The 13092-nt window shown below is 36.2% G+C and carries 24 protein-coding genes; all 24 read right to left on the reverse strand.

Going from position 1 to position 13092, the window contains the following annotated elements:
• Nucleotides 1-249 (reverse strand): ABC-2 transporter permease (locus JF76_RS07190; protein WP_045928441.1); only part of this gene is annotated, 249 nt, incomplete at its 3' end.
• Nucleotides 230-889 carry an ATP-binding cassette domain-containing protein gene (locus JF76_RS07195; RefSeq protein ID WP_244267932.1) on the reverse strand — a complete coding sequence of 220 codons (660 nt, stop codon included), beginning with the start codon at nucleotides 887-889 and terminating at the stop codon, nucleotides 230-232. The genes JF76_RS07190 and JF76_RS07195, both read right to left, overlap by 20 nt.
• A 25-nt stretch (nucleotides 890-914) precedes the next feature.
• Entirely contained in the window at nucleotides 915-1094 is a 180-nt protein-coding gene (locus JF76_RS10555; protein WP_425268394.1) for an ATP-binding cassette domain-containing protein, read from the reverse strand.
• Nucleotides 1095-1283: 189 nt separating this feature from the next.
• Nucleotides 1284-1679, reverse strand: a complete 396-nt coding sequence (gene rpsI, locus JF76_RS07200; protein ID WP_034980394.1) for a 30S ribosomal protein S9 — start codon at nucleotides 1677-1679, stop codon at nucleotides 1284-1286.
• Nucleotides 1680-1690: 11 nt separating this feature from the next.
• A complete protein-coding gene (rplM, locus tag JF76_RS07205) occupies nucleotides 1691-2134 on the reverse strand; it encodes a 50S ribosomal protein L13 (RefSeq protein ID WP_045928442.1) in 444 nt (147 codons plus the stop codon).
• Nucleotides 2135-2240: 106 nt separating this feature from the next.
• Nucleotides 2241-3026: a tRNA pseudouridine(38-40) synthase TruA gene (gene truA, locus JF76_RS07210; protein ID WP_045928443.1), complete on the reverse strand. Its 786-nt coding sequence runs from the start codon at nucleotides 3024-3026 to the stop codon at nucleotides 2241-2243.
• Nucleotides 3026-3823 (reverse strand): energy-coupling factor transporter transmembrane component T family protein, encoded by a 798-nt coding sequence (locus JF76_RS07215; RefSeq protein WP_045928444.1) that lies wholly within the window; start codon nucleotides 3821-3823, stop codon nucleotides 3026-3028. Before JF76_RS07215 ends, truA begins: the two co-directional genes overlap by 1 nt.
• Nucleotides 3824-3827: 4 nt before the next feature.
• Nucleotides 3828-4673 carry an energy-coupling factor transporter ATPase gene (locus JF76_RS07220; protein ID WP_045928445.1) on the reverse strand — a complete coding sequence of 282 codons (846 nt, stop codon included), beginning with the start codon at nucleotides 4671-4673 and terminating at the stop codon, nucleotides 3828-3830.
• Nucleotides 4649-5500: an energy-coupling factor ABC transporter ATP-binding protein gene (locus tag JF76_RS07225; protein WP_045928446.1), complete on the reverse strand. Its 852-nt coding sequence runs from the start codon at nucleotides 5498-5500 to the stop codon at nucleotides 4649-4651. Before JF76_RS07225 ends, JF76_RS07220 begins: the two co-directional genes overlap by 25 nt.
• 306 nt (nucleotides 5501-5806) lie before the next feature.
• Nucleotides 5807-6190, reverse strand: coding sequence for a 50S ribosomal protein L17 (gene rplQ, locus JF76_RS07230; RefSeq protein WP_045928447.1), 384 nt, complete (start codon nucleotides 6188-6190; stop codon nucleotides 5807-5809).
• A gap of 25 nt (nucleotides 6191-6215) precedes the next feature.
• On the reverse strand, nucleotides 6216-7154 hold the full coding sequence (locus tag JF76_RS07235; RefSeq protein WP_034980402.1) for a DNA-directed RNA polymerase subunit alpha: 939 nt from the start codon (nucleotides 7152-7154) through the stop codon (nucleotides 6216-6218).
• A gap of 45 nt (nucleotides 7155-7199) precedes the next feature.
• Nucleotides 7200-7583 carry a 30S ribosomal protein S11 gene (rpsK, locus tag JF76_RS07240; protein WP_034980403.1) on the reverse strand — a complete coding sequence of 128 codons (384 nt, stop codon included), beginning with the start codon at nucleotides 7581-7583 and terminating at the stop codon, nucleotides 7200-7202.
• 21 nt (nucleotides 7584-7604) lie between these two features.
• Nucleotides 7605-7955, reverse strand: a complete 351-nt coding sequence (gene rpsM, locus JF76_RS07245; RefSeq protein WP_034980405.1) for a 30S ribosomal protein S13 — start codon at nucleotides 7953-7955, stop codon at nucleotides 7605-7607.
• A gap of 20 nt (nucleotides 7956-7975) precedes the next feature.
• On the reverse strand, nucleotides 7976-8092 hold the full coding sequence (gene rpmJ / locus JF76_RS07250; protein WP_006729432.1) for a 50S ribosomal protein L36: 117 nt from the start codon (nucleotides 8090-8092) through the stop codon (nucleotides 7976-7978).
• A 14-nt stretch (nucleotides 8093-8106) separates the two neighbouring features.
• Nucleotides 8107-8328, reverse strand: coding sequence for a translation initiation factor IF-1 (infA, locus tag JF76_RS07255; protein ID WP_034980408.1), 222 nt, complete (start codon nucleotides 8326-8328; stop codon nucleotides 8107-8109).
• A 65-nt stretch (nucleotides 8329-8393) separates the two neighbouring features.
• Complete coding sequence (locus JF76_RS07260) at nucleotides 8394-9050, reverse strand: adenylate kinase (protein ID WP_045928448.1); 657 nt, start codon at nucleotides 9048-9050, stop codon at nucleotides 8394-8396.
• Between the two features lie 10 nt (nucleotides 9051-9060).
• A complete protein-coding gene (secY, locus tag JF76_RS07265; RefSeq protein WP_034980412.1) occupies nucleotides 9061-10356 on the reverse strand; it encodes a preprotein translocase subunit SecY in 1296 nt (431 codons plus the stop codon).
• Nucleotides 10356-10796: a 50S ribosomal protein L15 gene (gene rplO / locus JF76_RS07270; RefSeq protein ID WP_034980414.1), complete on the reverse strand. Its 441-nt coding sequence runs from the start codon at nucleotides 10794-10796 to the stop codon at nucleotides 10356-10358. The genes secY and rplO overlap by 1 nt, the downstream gene beginning before the upstream one ends.
• A 23-nt stretch (nucleotides 10797-10819) precedes the next feature.
• Nucleotides 10820-11005 carry a 50S ribosomal protein L30 gene (gene rpmD, locus JF76_RS07275; RefSeq protein ID WP_034980417.1) on the reverse strand — a complete coding sequence of 62 codons (186 nt, stop codon included), beginning with the start codon at nucleotides 11003-11005 and terminating at the stop codon, nucleotides 10820-10822.
• Between the two features lie 13 nt (nucleotides 11006-11018).
• Nucleotides 11019-11525, reverse strand: a complete 507-nt coding sequence (rpsE, locus tag JF76_RS07280; protein WP_034980420.1) for a 30S ribosomal protein S5 — start codon at nucleotides 11523-11525, stop codon at nucleotides 11019-11021.
• Between the two features lie 16 nt (nucleotides 11526-11541).
• Nucleotides 11542-11901, reverse strand: coding sequence for a 50S ribosomal protein L18 (gene rplR / locus JF76_RS07285; protein WP_034980422.1), 360 nt, complete (start codon nucleotides 11899-11901; stop codon nucleotides 11542-11544).
• 24 nt (nucleotides 11902-11925) lie between these two features.
• Nucleotides 11926-12456 (reverse strand): 50S ribosomal protein L6, encoded by a 531-nt coding sequence (rplF, locus tag JF76_RS07290; protein ID WP_045928449.1) that lies wholly within the window; start codon nucleotides 12454-12456, stop codon nucleotides 11926-11928.
• Between the two features lie 24 nt (nucleotides 12457-12480).
• On the reverse strand, nucleotides 12481-12879 hold the full coding sequence (rpsH, locus tag JF76_RS07295; protein WP_034980428.1) for a 30S ribosomal protein S8: 399 nt from the start codon (nucleotides 12877-12879) through the stop codon (nucleotides 12481-12483).
• 22 nt (nucleotides 12880-12901) lie between these two features.
• The gene (locus tag JF76_RS07300) at nucleotides 12902-13087 is read right to left on the reverse strand and encodes a type Z 30S ribosomal protein S14 (protein ID WP_034980430.1); all 186 of its coding nucleotides are present in this window, start codon (nucleotides 13085-13087) and stop codon (nucleotides 12902-12904) included.
• Nucleotides 13088-13092 lie beyond the last annotated feature (5 nt).

The following is a 13092-nucleotide window of genomic DNA, read 5'->3' on the forward strand; positions in this document are numbered from 1 at the left end:
CAAAACTATGTTTTTTTTAGGAATAGGAAAAACACCTACGAATCTGTTCCATCCACTTTCTTGGTCAGCAATCAATAGACCAGTTGGCATTGATGCTAAACTAATCGGTCCCATTATTGAGAGAAAAATCGTTCCAGACTCCCTACCAAAAATTGTCACCAAAAGTAGTACTAATATGATTAGCAATCTACTTTTCAGACTTAGCTTATTTAGTATAAGTTGAAAATCCTTATAAAGAAGTCCTCTCATCTATCTTTACTCCTTTTACTAAAAATAGGAATATTTCCTCTAATGAAGCATAATCTATATAATCAACACTTTCTTGTGATACTTCAACTAGATATTGAGCCATGTTATCTTGGTATAGTTTATATTTGATGTTCTTCAATGGAAGGTCTGTTATCTCTATTTTAATTGCATAATGATTAAGCAACTCACCTTGACTACCCTTTAATAAAATATTGCCATTTTCCATAAAAATAAAATAGTTAGCAACTTGTTCTAAATCACTTAAGATATGTGAAGACAATAATACCGTCATTTGATTATTATTTACATATTCTTTTAATATAGATAAGATTTCTCTTCTTACAATAGGGTCAAGCCCACTAGTTGCTTCATCAGCAATTAAGAGTCTTGGGTGATGAGAAAGAGTGGCAGCAAAATTTAATTTAACAAGCATCCCTCTTGAAAAATTACTAATAGGCTTATTGGTAGGCAAATCAAACTCATCAATCAAATTGTGATAGAGTTTTTTATCCCAACATGGATAAACCTTTTCTAGCATTTTTTCAATTTGTTGAACAGAAAATGAGTTTGGAAAATAATTTTGCTCCAAAATTACACCTAAGTTAAGTTTTATCTGGCATTCATCTTTAACATAATCCAAACCAAAAATTTTTACACTGCTTGTTTCACTTTTTATTTGATAGTAAATTCAAAAAAGTTGACTTACCTGACCCATTTTTACCAATTAAACCAACAATACTACCTTCATTTATTTTTAAATTATTAATTTGTAGCTGAAAATTTTCATATCGCTTACTTATTTTTAGCACATCTATTACTGTTTTGTGTCCATTTTTATATTTCACTATGATTGCAACATCATATATACAACCATTAAACTACTTCAAATTAGGATTATCAAAGTCAGTAATGCATATTGATTTTTAAAGTAATGGTGTGAATTTGGTTGGTGTAAATTTTGCAAAAAAATTATAAAAAAACACCTCATGGTATAAACCATGAAGTGCTTTAAAACGCTGATATAATCGTACTGATTAACGTTTACTAAATTGTGAAGCTTTACGAGCTTTCTTAAGACCAGGTTTCTTACGTTCAACCATTCTTGGATCACGAGTCAAGAATCCCGCTTTCTTTAAAGGACCACGAAAATCAGGGTCAACTTCTAGAAGAGCACGTGCAATTCCTAAACGAATAGCTCCGGCTTGCCCAGAGAAACCACCACCATTTACGTTAACCTTAACGTCGTATTGATTTTCAGTTTCAGTCAAAGTCAATGGTTGTTTCAAATCCTTAACTAAGTTAGGAAATGGAATGTATTGATCAATATCTTTGTTATTAGCAGTAATCTTGCCGCTACCTGGTACTAAACGAACACGCGCAACAGAATTCTTGCGCCGACCGGTACCTGCATATGCAACTTGTTGTGCCATTATTTAACCTCCTAGATTAATTTGTTAATGTCTAATTCTTCAGGCTTTTGTGCTTCATGCTTGTGATCAGCACCAGCATAAACATGCATCTTCATAAACTCTTGATGACCGAGAGTATTTTTAGGAAGCATACCCTTAACTGACAATTCAACTAATCTAACTGGATTATTAGCCAGCAAGTCTCCAGCTGGAGTGGCTTTTATACCACCACGGTAATCAGAGTGATGGTAATAAATCTTGTCAGTAGCTTTCTTACCCGTTAACTTTAGTTTAGCGGCATTAATAATAATGACGTTATCACCAGTGTCAACGTTTGGTGTATATTGAGGCTTGTTCTTACCTCTTAAAATAGTTGCTACTGCAGTTGACAGACGACCTAAAGATACATCTGTTGCGTCAATAACATACCACTTACGTTCAATTTCATTAGGTTTCGCTAATTGTGTAGTACGCAATTTAATTTCCTCCGTTTATACGTTGTTTGAAAACAATAAGATTCCGGGGCCTATCGTGGACAAACATACTTAAATATAATAAGTCTTTTTAATTAAAAAGTCAATATTAATCCCTATCAAGCCTGTACTTTTCCGGTATATTTTTATAAAAAACATGATACAAAAATAGTCCACTTGCTGGAGCAGTTTCTCTCACCTGTTCTCGATCCTTAGCAGATATTACCCGGGGAATATCATTTACAGGACGTTTACCTCTGCCAATCTCTAATAACATAGCTACTAAAATACGAACCATGTTATAAAGAAATCCTGAACAAATAAAATCAAAGATAATTTCATTATTTCTTTGATCTTTTTGTATATTTACGTAATACATCGTACGCACTTTGTTTTTTATTTGGCCACCACTAGCAGCAAAACTAGTGAAATCATGAGTACCCAGCAAATCAGTAGCTGCTTTTTTCATTTTTTCTATATCAACTGGATAAGGATAGTGTCCTGTATAGAAACGTTTAAAAGGGTCAACAAACCTATCCAGACTAACACAGTACCGGTACCACTTACCTTTTGCACTATATCTAACATGAAATTTTTCATCGACTACTGCGCAATTTTTAAATATAATATCTAGTGGCATCATTGAATTCAATGCACAAATCATTCTTTCAGGTGGAATTTGTTTACCTGGATAATCAAAATGAATTACTTGACCTAGTGCATGAACACCAGCATCTGTACGGCCTGAACCTTCGACAATCACGGTTTTGCCTTTTGTCATTTTATATAATGCTGTTTCAATTGTACCTTGCACAGTTCTTTGGTGTGGCTGATATTGAAATCCGTGAAATAGATGGCCGTCATAAGCGACTGTCATTTTATATCTTGTTGTCATCAATGTGTCCTAAATACTAATAGAAGTCCTAATAATAAAACAAAATAAAACAAATTTATAAAGTCTACATTAGACCATTTTAATACTCTAAATTTTGTTCTTCCCTTATCACCGCGATATCCGCGAGACTCCATCGCAGTTGATAAATCAATTGCTGTTTCCAAAGAATTAATAAACAGTGGCACTAAAAGTGGTGTGATTGCCTTTGCTCTAGTAACTAATCCGCCGTTATTAAAATCTGCACCACGTGAGCGCTGAGCATTCATTATTTTAAAAGTTTCATCAAATAGAGTGGGCACAAAGCGAAGTGCTATTGACATTACAAGTGCTATCTTATCTACTGGAATACGAATCAATTTAAGCGGTTTTAATAGCCATTCGATCGCATCAGCAATTTCAAGTGGCTTAGTTGTAACCGTCATTACTGTGGAGATTAAAATAATTACAGTAAAACGAATAAATATAAAAATTGCATTAGTAATGCCGTAACTTGATAAGGCAAAGATTGTCCAGCGCCAGTATACAGTTCCCCCAACAGTAAAAAATAGTTGTAAAAAAGAAGTGAACAAAATCAGCCAAATTAATGGCTTTACTCCATCCCAAAAGATTTTAGGCTTTAGCTTTGTAGCAGCAACTGCGGCTAAACTAAAAATAGTCACTATAATATATGAAATTGGATTATTAGCCAAAAAGACAAACAAAATAAAGAGAATAGTTGCGAGTAATTTCCCTCGAGGGTCCATTCTATAGACTATCGAATCACCAGCTACATAACGACCAATTAAGATTTTACTCACGCAATCACCCCTTCAAATTATTTTCTATTTCTTTTACTAAACTATTTATATTTAATGGCATTTTTGTAAATTTATAATTAGTTAATTTAGCTGCAAACAAAGAAGCTTTAGGTTCTTCAAGGTGATGCTCTTGCAACCACTTACGATTTTTAAAAATTTCTGTAGGTGTGTCTTGCTTAATAAGTTTACCTTGTTCCATAACTAAAACATTGTCAGCATATTTAGCCACATCATCCATATTATGGGTAACTAAAATTACCGTATGCCCGTCTTTTTGGTAATCAGAAAAAAGTGCCATCATTTGTTTACGCGCTTCTGGATCAAGACCAGCTGCTGGCTCATCCAAACAAAGAATATCTGGTTCATATGCCATTACTCCAGCTATTGCCACTCTCCTCATTTGTCCACCAGAAAGTTCAAATGGTGACCTTTTGCCAATTTCTTCAGATAAGCCAACTTTTTTTAGCCAATATTTAGCACTTTCAAGAGCTTTTTCATTGTCATAACCAAAATTTTTAGGACCAAAGGCAATGTCATCTAAAACTGTATTTTCAAACAATTGCGTTTCAGGAAACTGAAAAACCAAACTTACATGTCTTCTTAAATCTTTTAAATTTTTATTTGTAGTTTCTGGTGTTATAGTTGTGCCAGCTATTTCTATTTTTCCTGTTGCAGGTTTAATAAGAGCATTAAAATGCTGCATAAGAGTCGATTTTCCACTCCCAGTATGTCCAATTATTGCATTAAAAGAACCATCTTTTAACTCAAATGAAACATTATCTAAACCCTTTTTTGCCATTGGAGTTTCGGGAGAATAAATGTAGCTTACATTTTTGAATTTAATTGACATAGATAATTAATCAACTCTTTTTCTGAATCTAAGTTATCAGGTAATTTTATTGCATCTTGCTGCAATTTTTCTTTAATTTGCTCAAAGAAGGGCACATCTAACCCTATACTTTTAAGAAGACTAACCTGACTAAAAACTGTTTTAGTACTTCCTTGTGTAATTAATTTACCATCATTCATTACTAAGACTTGATCAGCCATATTAGCTTCATCAATATCATGAGTAATAGAAATTACAGTCAAGTCATACTTATCCTTCATATCTTGAACAATTGATAATATTTGATTTCTTCCTTCAGGATCAAGCATTGAAGTAGCTTCGTCTAACACAATTATTTTGGGTTTAATAGCTAATATACCAGCAATAGCCACTCTTTGCTTTTGACCACCGGATAAATTTGCAGGCTCAGAGTTGGCATATTCACTCATTCCGACGGCTTTAATTGCTTCCGGAACTATTTTAACCATTTCTGAATGAGGAATGCCACGATTTTCTAAACCAAATGCAACATCATCAGCCACCGTTGCTCCCACGAACTGATTATCAGGATTTTGAAAGACAATGCCTACTCTATTGCGAACTTCCCAAACTGTATCGTCCGTTAGTTTTATTCCATCTACTTCGATTAAAGGGCTTCCGCTTTCATCAGGTACCAGCAAGCCATTAATTAGGCGGATAATTGTTGATTTACCACTACCATTATGACCAATAATTGAAGTCCATGAACCCCGTTTCACGTTGAAACTAATGTTATCTATAGCGGGAGCGTCTGACTCTGGATAGAAAAAACTTACATTTTTTATTTTAATAATATTATCGTTTGCCATACTCTCACCGTCCTAAAAGTCTGATTCAATTGTACCAAAAATATCAACAATTCTGAATACTGATTGGCACCTTTGCACATCAAAATTATCAGTTTCACTATTTAATATGCTTTAACCCGTTCTGAATTCAATTTTAAAAATATCTTCCTGTTTTGTGCTTAAACAAAATTAAAAGAGCAAAAAAAATCACCCATGAGGAGGGATAATATAATTATCTAAGCTAGACTAAACTTTCGTCATCATCTTAACGCTTATTCTCACTCTCACGGATAATTCTTAATAGCTATTAAGTTTGGATTATTTGAATTAAACTAATTCTAAAATAACCATTGGAGCTGCATCACCCTTACGAGCTGTAGCAAGCTTCATAATTCTGGTGTATCCACCATTTCTATCTTTGTAACGCGGTGCAATATCGCTAAAAAGCTTTTGCAAAGCTGATTTAACAACGATTGCATCTTTTTCCTCATGAATATCTGCAACCTCATCACGAACAAAGGCAGCTGCTCTTCTTCTTGCAGCCAAATCTCCACGTTTGCCTAAAGTAATCATCTTTTCGGCGGTTTTGCGAACTTCTTTAGCACGAGCTTCAGTAGTAGTAATGCGTTCCTTCATGATTAATTGAGTAGTCATTTCTCTCAGCATTGCTTTTCTATGTGCACTGTCGCGACCCAATTTACGGTATGCCATCAGTTTACCTCCTTTATTTTTTAAATTAATCTTCTTGACGCAATGATAGTCCCAAGTCAGCTAATTTATTTTTAACTTCTTCCAACGATTTACGTCCTAAGTTACGTACACGCATCATATCTGCTTCTGTTTTGTCAGTTAGTTCTTGCAGTGTATTAATACCGGCACGTTTAAGACAATTGTATGAACGAACAGAAAGATCAAGCTCTTCAATTGTCATTTCAAGCTTCTTTTCAGCTGTATCGTCCTCTTTTTCAACCATTACATCATTGAATTTAGTATTTGCATCAGCAGTTTCAAACACTTTAAAGTGTGCAACTAATATTTTTGCTGCGAAACTGAGGGCATCGTTAGGCTTGATTGAACCATCTGTCCAAATCTCTAAAGTGAGCTTGTCAAAATCGTCTCTTTTACCAACACGAGTTGATTCAACTTGGTAATTGACCTTCTTTATTGGAGAAAATAAAGAATCAACAGGAATAACCCCAATTGGCATATCCTCGCTCTTGTTGTCACTTGCTGCAACATAGCCGCGACCATTTTTAACAGCAATTTGCATATGCAAGTGGCCACCATCAGCAATAGTACAAATATATTGATCAGGATTCAGGATTTGAATATCTGCGTCAGCTTTAAGATCATCGGCGGTTACAGTAGCCGGACCCTCTACGTCAATTTCAATAATCTTTTGTTCATCTGAAAAAGACTTTAATTCAAGTTTCTTAAGGTTCAGGATTATCTTAGCGACATCTTCTCTTACGCCCGGAACGGTTGAGAATTCGTGTAAGACATCATCTATTTGAACGTAAACAAGTCCTGTACCTGGGATAGATGTCAGTAAAACTCTACGTAATGAGTTACCTAAAGTAGTACCAAAGCCTCGTTCAAGTGGTTCAATAACAAATTTACCATAAGACTTTTCTTGGTCCACAACGGTAATATTTGGTTTTTCAAATTCAATCATTACTAGGCCCCTTTCAAAACGCAATGTCCTTCAATAAGAACAAAATTAAACACGACGACGTTTTGGTGGTCTAGAACCATTGTGAGGAACTGGAGTAACATCGCGAATAGCGGTGATTTCAAGTCCAGTCGCTTGTAGCGATCTAATAGCAGATTCACGGCCAGCACCAGGACCTTTAACAGAAACTTCTACATGTTTCATGCCTTGATCCATTGCACTCTTGGCTGCTGCTTCGGCTGCCATTTGTGCTGCAAATGGTGTAGACTTACGACTACCTTTAAAGCCTAATGCACCAGCTGAAGACCAAGCAATTGCATTGCCTTGAACGTCAGTAATCATGACTAAAGTATTGTTAAACGTAGAATGAATATGAGCAACGCCTTTTTCAACGTGCTTCTTCACACGGCGTTTACGTGCTGTTTTAGGCATCAATAAACCTCCTTAAAATTTTTATTTATTTTTCTTGCTACCCTTGCGTGTACGGGCATTATTCTTGGTATTTTGACCGCGAACCGGAAGTCCTCTACGGTGACGAATACCACGGTAAGAACCAATATCAATTAACCGCTTGATGTTCATGCTTACTTCTCTACGTAAGTCACCTTCAACACGGTATTTATCAACTTCTGCACGAAGCTTCTCTTGGTCATCTGGAGTCAAATCTTTTGAACGTATGTCTTCAGAAACACCAGCATCCGCACAAATCTTTTGTGCTGTTGGTTCACCAATTCCATAAATATATGTTAATGCAACAACTATTCTTTTATCTCTTGGTAAGTCAACACCAGCAATACGTGCCATAAATTGCACCTCCTATTATCTTAACCTTGACGTTGCTTGTGCTTTGGATTTGCAGAGCAAATAACCATTACACGACCATTTCTTTTAATTATCTTACAATGTTCACACATTGGTTTAACAGATGGTCTAACCTTCATGTTTCCCTCCGTTATTACTTTATAAATCGATAAGTTATTCTACCTTTAGTTAAATCATAAGGAGAAAGTTCAACAGTAACACGGTCTCCAGGCAAAATTCGAATATAGTGCATCCTAATCTTACCGGAAACATGTGCTAAAATCACAGCTCCATTTTCCAATTCAACTTTAAACATAGCATTAGGCAGGGTATCAACAACCTTACCCTTCACTTCTATGACATCATCTTTTGCCAAAGCCGTTCCTCCGCATTTAAACAGTCATACTTTGAAATTATAACACGGAAAAGTAAATATACAAATTATTGCTTTTTACTTAAAACCGCATCAACGTTCTTAAAAACTTCTTCAGGCGTCTGTTCACCATTTACAACAGCTAACAAACCTTTTTTCTCGTAAAAGTCTTTCAGCGGTGTGTTCATTTTTTCGTTTACTTCTAAACGATTTTTTACTACTTCAGGTTTGTCATCTTCACGTTGGTAAAATTCATGCCCACCACAACGATCACAAGTATCCTTAACTTTAGGCATCTTTGTAATTTTATTATATGTTGCACCACAGTTTTTACACATAAAACGTGCTGATAAACGTTTTATCAAAGTTTCTTCTTTAACTTCGAGTGAAATTACATTTGTTAATTGCTTATTCATGCGCTTAGCAATATCTTCGAAAAGTTCCGCTTGAACAATTGTCCGGGGAAAACCATCTAAAATATACCCTTCATTAATATCGGGCTGACCTAAACGTTCTTCAACTAACTTGGCAGTAACTTCATCTGGTACCAAATTACCTTTATCAATGTAACTTTTGGCTTCAAGACCAACTTTAGTCTCATTAGCCATTGCTTCTCTAAACATATCCCCAGTTGAAATATGAGTTAGATGGTATTTGTCGACAATTTGTTCTGATACCGTACCTTTGCCAGCACCAGGCAAACCTAAAAGAAATATATTAATCATTTATCCGTTCCTATCTGATGAATCCAACGTATTCTCTCTTCATTAACAATCCGTTAATTTGACGAGATAGTTCCAAGACGACACCAATAACGATTAAAAGACTGGTACCGCCTAATCCAATTGAACTTGGTAAATCCCAAAAATTAGTAGCAAGTTGTGGCAGTAATGCTACAAGTCCTAAAAATACAGAACCTACAGTTGATAATCTAATTAAGACCTTTGATACGTAATCTTGTGTATCTTTGCCGGGCCAAACACTCGGAATGTACGCACCTTGTTTTTGCAAATTCTTAGCCAGCTTCTCAGGATTAACCTGAACAAAAGCATAGAAGAACGTAAACAAGATGATTAAAACTGTATAGATTATGACTCCCGGTGTAGTTTGCATACTAAATATGTTGGTCATTATTTTATACCATTGTTGGTCACCCTGAGATTTCTGAAAGGCCATCAAAATTGTTGCCGGTGTAATAATAAATGAACTAGCAAAAATGACTGGAATAACGCCAGAAACATTAACCTTTAATGGCAAAAAACTTTCAGAGCCACTAATAGTTGCCCGTCTTGTGTATTGTATTGGAATCCGGCGATCTGCCTGTTCTACCCATGTAACTAATTGGGTTACGATAAGTATTGCAATGATAATCGCGATGAAGAACAAAATCCCTTGCCAACGATCACTAGCATTATTATTGATAACTCCATCTTTATAAAGTTGCCACAAGCCACGGGGTAACCGAGCTATAATACCAGCAAAAATAATTACTGAAACTCCGTTGCCTAAACCTTTATCAGTAATCTCATCACCAAGCCAAGTCAAAAGCATCGTTCCTGCTGTCATAATTATTGCAATTTCAATGTATGTTTGAGGAGTCTGATTTTTAACTAAACCCATTTGAGTTAATGCGTTAAAACCAAGTGTAATTCCCAAACTTTGAATAAAAGCAACAAATAAAGCAAGCCATCTGGTTACTTGATTAGTTTTGCGACGTCCAACCTCACCTTGTTTACCCCACTCTACCAACGTAGGTACAATATCCATCTGCAACAATTGAATAACAATTTGTGCGGTTATATAAGGGGAAACACCTAATGAGAAAATTGAATAATTATCTAGTCCACCACCAGAAACTGTATCCAGCATTGGAACTAAACCAGTTTGTGCAACTTGAGTAATCGCTTTTGCGTTGACACCTGGAACAGTAATATTCGCTCCAATTCGGTATATCAAAAGAATAAAGAGTGTAAAATAAATTTTATTTCTTATTTCTTTATCCTTAAAGGCGTTCTTCAAGGTCGAAAACATTAGATCACCTCAACAGATCCGCCAGCAGCCTCTACTGCTTTTTTAGCAGCGGCGGAAACTTTGTTAATCTTTACGTTTAACTTAACTTTTAACTCACCTTCAGCAAGCAATTTAACGCCTGATAATTCTTTCTTTACCAAACCTTTTTCCTTGAGATTGGCAACAGTAACTTCGCTGCCCTCCTCATACTTGTTCAAGTCATCTAAGTTAATGATTGCATACTCTTTGCGGTTAACGTTCTTAAATCCACGTTTTGGCATGGTTCTGAATAATGGCATTTGACCACCTTCAAAACCTAGACGGGTATGACCGCCTTGACGAGACAATTGTCCTTTTTGGCCACGTCCAGAAGTTTTTCCAAAACCACTTGAAGTACCACGACCAACACGTTTTCTTGTATTGCGTGACCCCTCAGCAGCATGTAATTCATGAAGCTTCATTAATTTGGCACCTCCTCAATTAACTATTTATTAATTTCTTCAACTGAAATCAGGTGGGCGATTTTCATTAATGCCCCACGAGTTGCAGCATTGTCTGGTAAAGTAGCTGTACTATTAATCCTACCTAAACCAAGAGCTTTCACAACTTTTCTTTGGTCAGGCAGACGGTGTGCAGCACTTCTAATTAAAGTAACTTTTAATTCAGTCATTTATCCAGTCTCCCTAATCTAGTTCAGCGTGACGAAGCTTTTCAACATCTTCACTTGTTCTAAGTTTCTTCAATCCATCTATTGTCGCACGAACAACATTAATAGGAGTATTAGAACCAAGTGATTTAGAAGTAACATCCGCAATACCGGCCATATCCATAACGATACGAACGGCACCACCAGCAGCAACACCTGAACCAGCTGGAGCAGGTTTGATCATAATACTGCCTGAGCCATAATGACCGATTACTTCATGAGGAATAGTAGTACCAACCTTAGGAACCTTGATCATATTCTTTTTACCAGCTTCAACGGCCTTACGGATTGCTTCTGGAACTTCTTGAGCTTTACCAGTACCAAAGCCTACACGACCTTTTTTGTCGCCAACAATTACCAGAGCAGCAAATCTCATTCGTTGACCACCTTTGACAACCTTGGTGACACGATTAATTGCTACTAACTGATCTTCAATGTCGTCTTTATTTCTGCGATTATTGCGAGAATCGTTGCGGTTTGCCATGTATTTATCTCCTTTCCTAGAACTCTAATCCGTTTTCACGAGCGGCATCTGCCAATGCTGAAATACGGCCGTGGTATAAATAACCACTTCTATCAAACACTACGCTAGTAATGTTTTTCGCTTTGGCTGCTTCGGCAATACCTTTACCAACAGCTTGAGCTTGTTCTACTTTAGTCTGATCTTTAGATACAGAATCGTCTAAAGTTGAGGCACTTGCTAGCGTTACACCCGCTACGTCATCAATTAATTGAGCGTAGATGTTTTTGTTTGAACGGAAAACGCTTAAGCGTGGGCGCTCAGCAGTACCAGAAATTTTGCTACGAATACGTTTATGACGCTTTAAGCGCAATTTGTTCTTATCTGGTTTTGAAATCACAATTTCACCTCAAAAATTTATTTACTATTTACCAGTTTTACCTTCCTTACGACGTACATATTCATCAGTATAACGAATACCCTTACCTTTATAAGGTTCTGGTGGACGTACATCGCGAATTTCAGCAGCAAATTGTCCAACATTTTGCTTAGAAATTCCTTCTACTTCAATATCAGTTGCTGAAGTAGCTTTTACTGACACACCTTCTGGTGCAGTCATTACAACTGGGTGAGAATAACCAACATTCAAAGTCAATTTGTTACCTTGTGCTGTAGCACGATAACCAACACCAATTAATTTTAAAGTTTTCTTGTAACCATCAACTACACCTTCAACCATTGAAGCAAGATTGGCTCTTTCAGTTCCATGAAGTGCTTTATCACTTTCACTTGAACGAGAAAAGTTGATTTTGCCATTTTCTTGTTTAAATGTGATTTTTGGATCAAAATATCTGGTTAGTTCACCCTTAGGTCCTTTAACAGTGATATTGTCACCTTTCTTAGTAACAGTGACACTATCAGGGACTTCAATTGTTTTTAAACCGATACGGCTCATTGATTGCTCTCCTTTCTGTCAGAATTACCATACATAGGCGATAACTTCGCCACCAACATCTTTTTGTCTTGCTTCTTTGTCAGTTATCACACCTGCAGAAGTAGAGACGATGGCGATACCTAAACCATTAAGTACTTTAGGTAAATTTTCAGCGCTAACATAATTTCTAAGACCTGGCTTAGAAATTCTCTTTAAACCCGAAATGACACGTTCTCCATCAGGACCATATTTCAAGAAAATCTTAATCATACCCTGTTTATTGTCATCGGTAACTTCGTAATCACGGATGAAGCCTTCGCGTTTCAAAATTTCTGAAATAGATTTTTTAATGTTTGATGCAGGAACTTCAACAGAATTATGTTTTGCCATGTTGGCATTTCTAATTCTAGTCAAGTAGTCTGCGATCGGATCTGTCATGACCATTTATGCTATCCTCCAATCCGTATTACCAACTAGCCTTTTTCAGGCCTGGGATTTGACCTTTGTGAGCTAAATCTTTCAAGCAAATACGGCATAAGCCAAACTTACGATAGACGGAGCGTGGACGACCACATCTTTCGCAACGCGTATATTCACGTGAAGAAAATTTAGCAGGACGATGATTTCTAATTTTTTGTGATGTCTTAGCCATTAATG

Origin of the sequence: Lactobacillus kullabergensis, assembly GCF_000967195.1 — a bacterium.
Classification (GTDB): domain Bacteria; phylum Bacillota; class Bacilli; order Lactobacillales; family Lactobacillaceae; genus Lactobacillus; species Lactobacillus kullabergensis.

What these genes read in the sequence shown, in the direction of transcription:
- rpsM (WP_034980405.1), bottom strand. Translation starts at nt 7,955, where the DNA reads ATGGCACGTATTGCTGGTGTTGACTTACCAAGAGATAAAAGAATAGTT.
- rpsI (WP_034980394.1), bottom strand. Translation starts at nt 1,679, where the DNA reads ATGGCACAACAAGTTGCATATGCAGGTACCGGTCGGCGCAAGAATTCT.
- rpmJ (WP_006729432.1), bottom strand. Translation starts at nt 8,092, where the DNA reads ATGAAGGTTAGACCATCTGTTAAACCAATGTGTGAACATTGTAAGATA.
- JF76_RS07300 (WP_034980430.1), bottom strand. Translation starts at nt 13,087, where the DNA reads ATGGCTAAGACATCACAAAAAATTAGAAATCATCGTCCTGCTAAATTT.
- rpsK (WP_034980403.1), bottom strand. Translation starts at nt 7,583, where the DNA reads ATGCCTAAAACAGCACGTAAACGCCGTGTGAAGAAGCACGTTGAAAAA.
- rplO (WP_034980414.1), bottom strand. Translation starts at nt 10,796, where the DNA reads ATGAAGCTTCATGAATTACATGCTGCTGAGGGGTCACGCAATACAAGA.
- JF76_RS07220 (WP_045928445.1), bottom strand. Translation starts at nt 4,673, where the DNA reads ATGTCAATTAAATTCAAAAATGTAAGCTACATTTATTCTCCCGAAACT.
- rpsE (WP_034980420.1), bottom strand. Translation starts at nt 11,525, where the DNA reads ATGGCAAACCGCAACGATTCTCGCAATAATCGCAGAAATAAAGACGAC.
- JF76_RS07235 (WP_034980402.1), bottom strand. Translation starts at nt 7,154, where the DNA reads ATGATTGAATTTGAAAAACCAAATATTACCGTTGTGGACCAAGAAAAG.
- JF76_RS07260 (WP_045928448.1), bottom strand. Translation starts at nt 9,050, where the DNA reads ATGATTAATATATTTCTTTTAGGTTTGCCTGGTGCTGGCAAAGGTACG.
- rpsH (WP_034980428.1), bottom strand. Translation starts at nt 12,879, where the DNA reads ATGGTCATGACAGATCCGATCGCAGACTACTTGACTAGAATTAGAAAT.
- rpmD (WP_034980417.1), bottom strand. Translation starts at nt 11,005, where the DNA reads ATGACTGAATTAAAAGTTACTTTAATTAGAAGTGCTGCACACCGTCTG.
- rplF (WP_045928449.1), bottom strand. Translation starts at nt 12,456, where the DNA reads ATGAGCCGTATCGGTTTAAAAACAATTGAAGTCCCTGATAGTGTCACT.
- secY (WP_034980412.1), bottom strand. Translation starts at nt 10,356, where the DNA reads ATGTTTTCGACCTTGAAGAACGCCTTTAAGGATAAAGAAATAAGAAAT.
- JF76_RS07225 (WP_045928446.1), bottom strand. Translation starts at nt 5,500, where the DNA reads ATGGCAAACGATAATATTATTAAAATAAAAAATGTAAGTTTTTTCTAT.
- rplQ (WP_045928447.1), bottom strand. Translation starts at nt 6,190, where the DNA reads ATGGCATACCGTAAATTGGGTCGCGACAGTGCACATAGAAAAGCAATG.
- truA (WP_045928443.1), bottom strand. Translation starts at nt 3,026, where the DNA reads ATGACAACAAGATATAAAATGACAGTCGCTTATGACGGCCATCTATTT.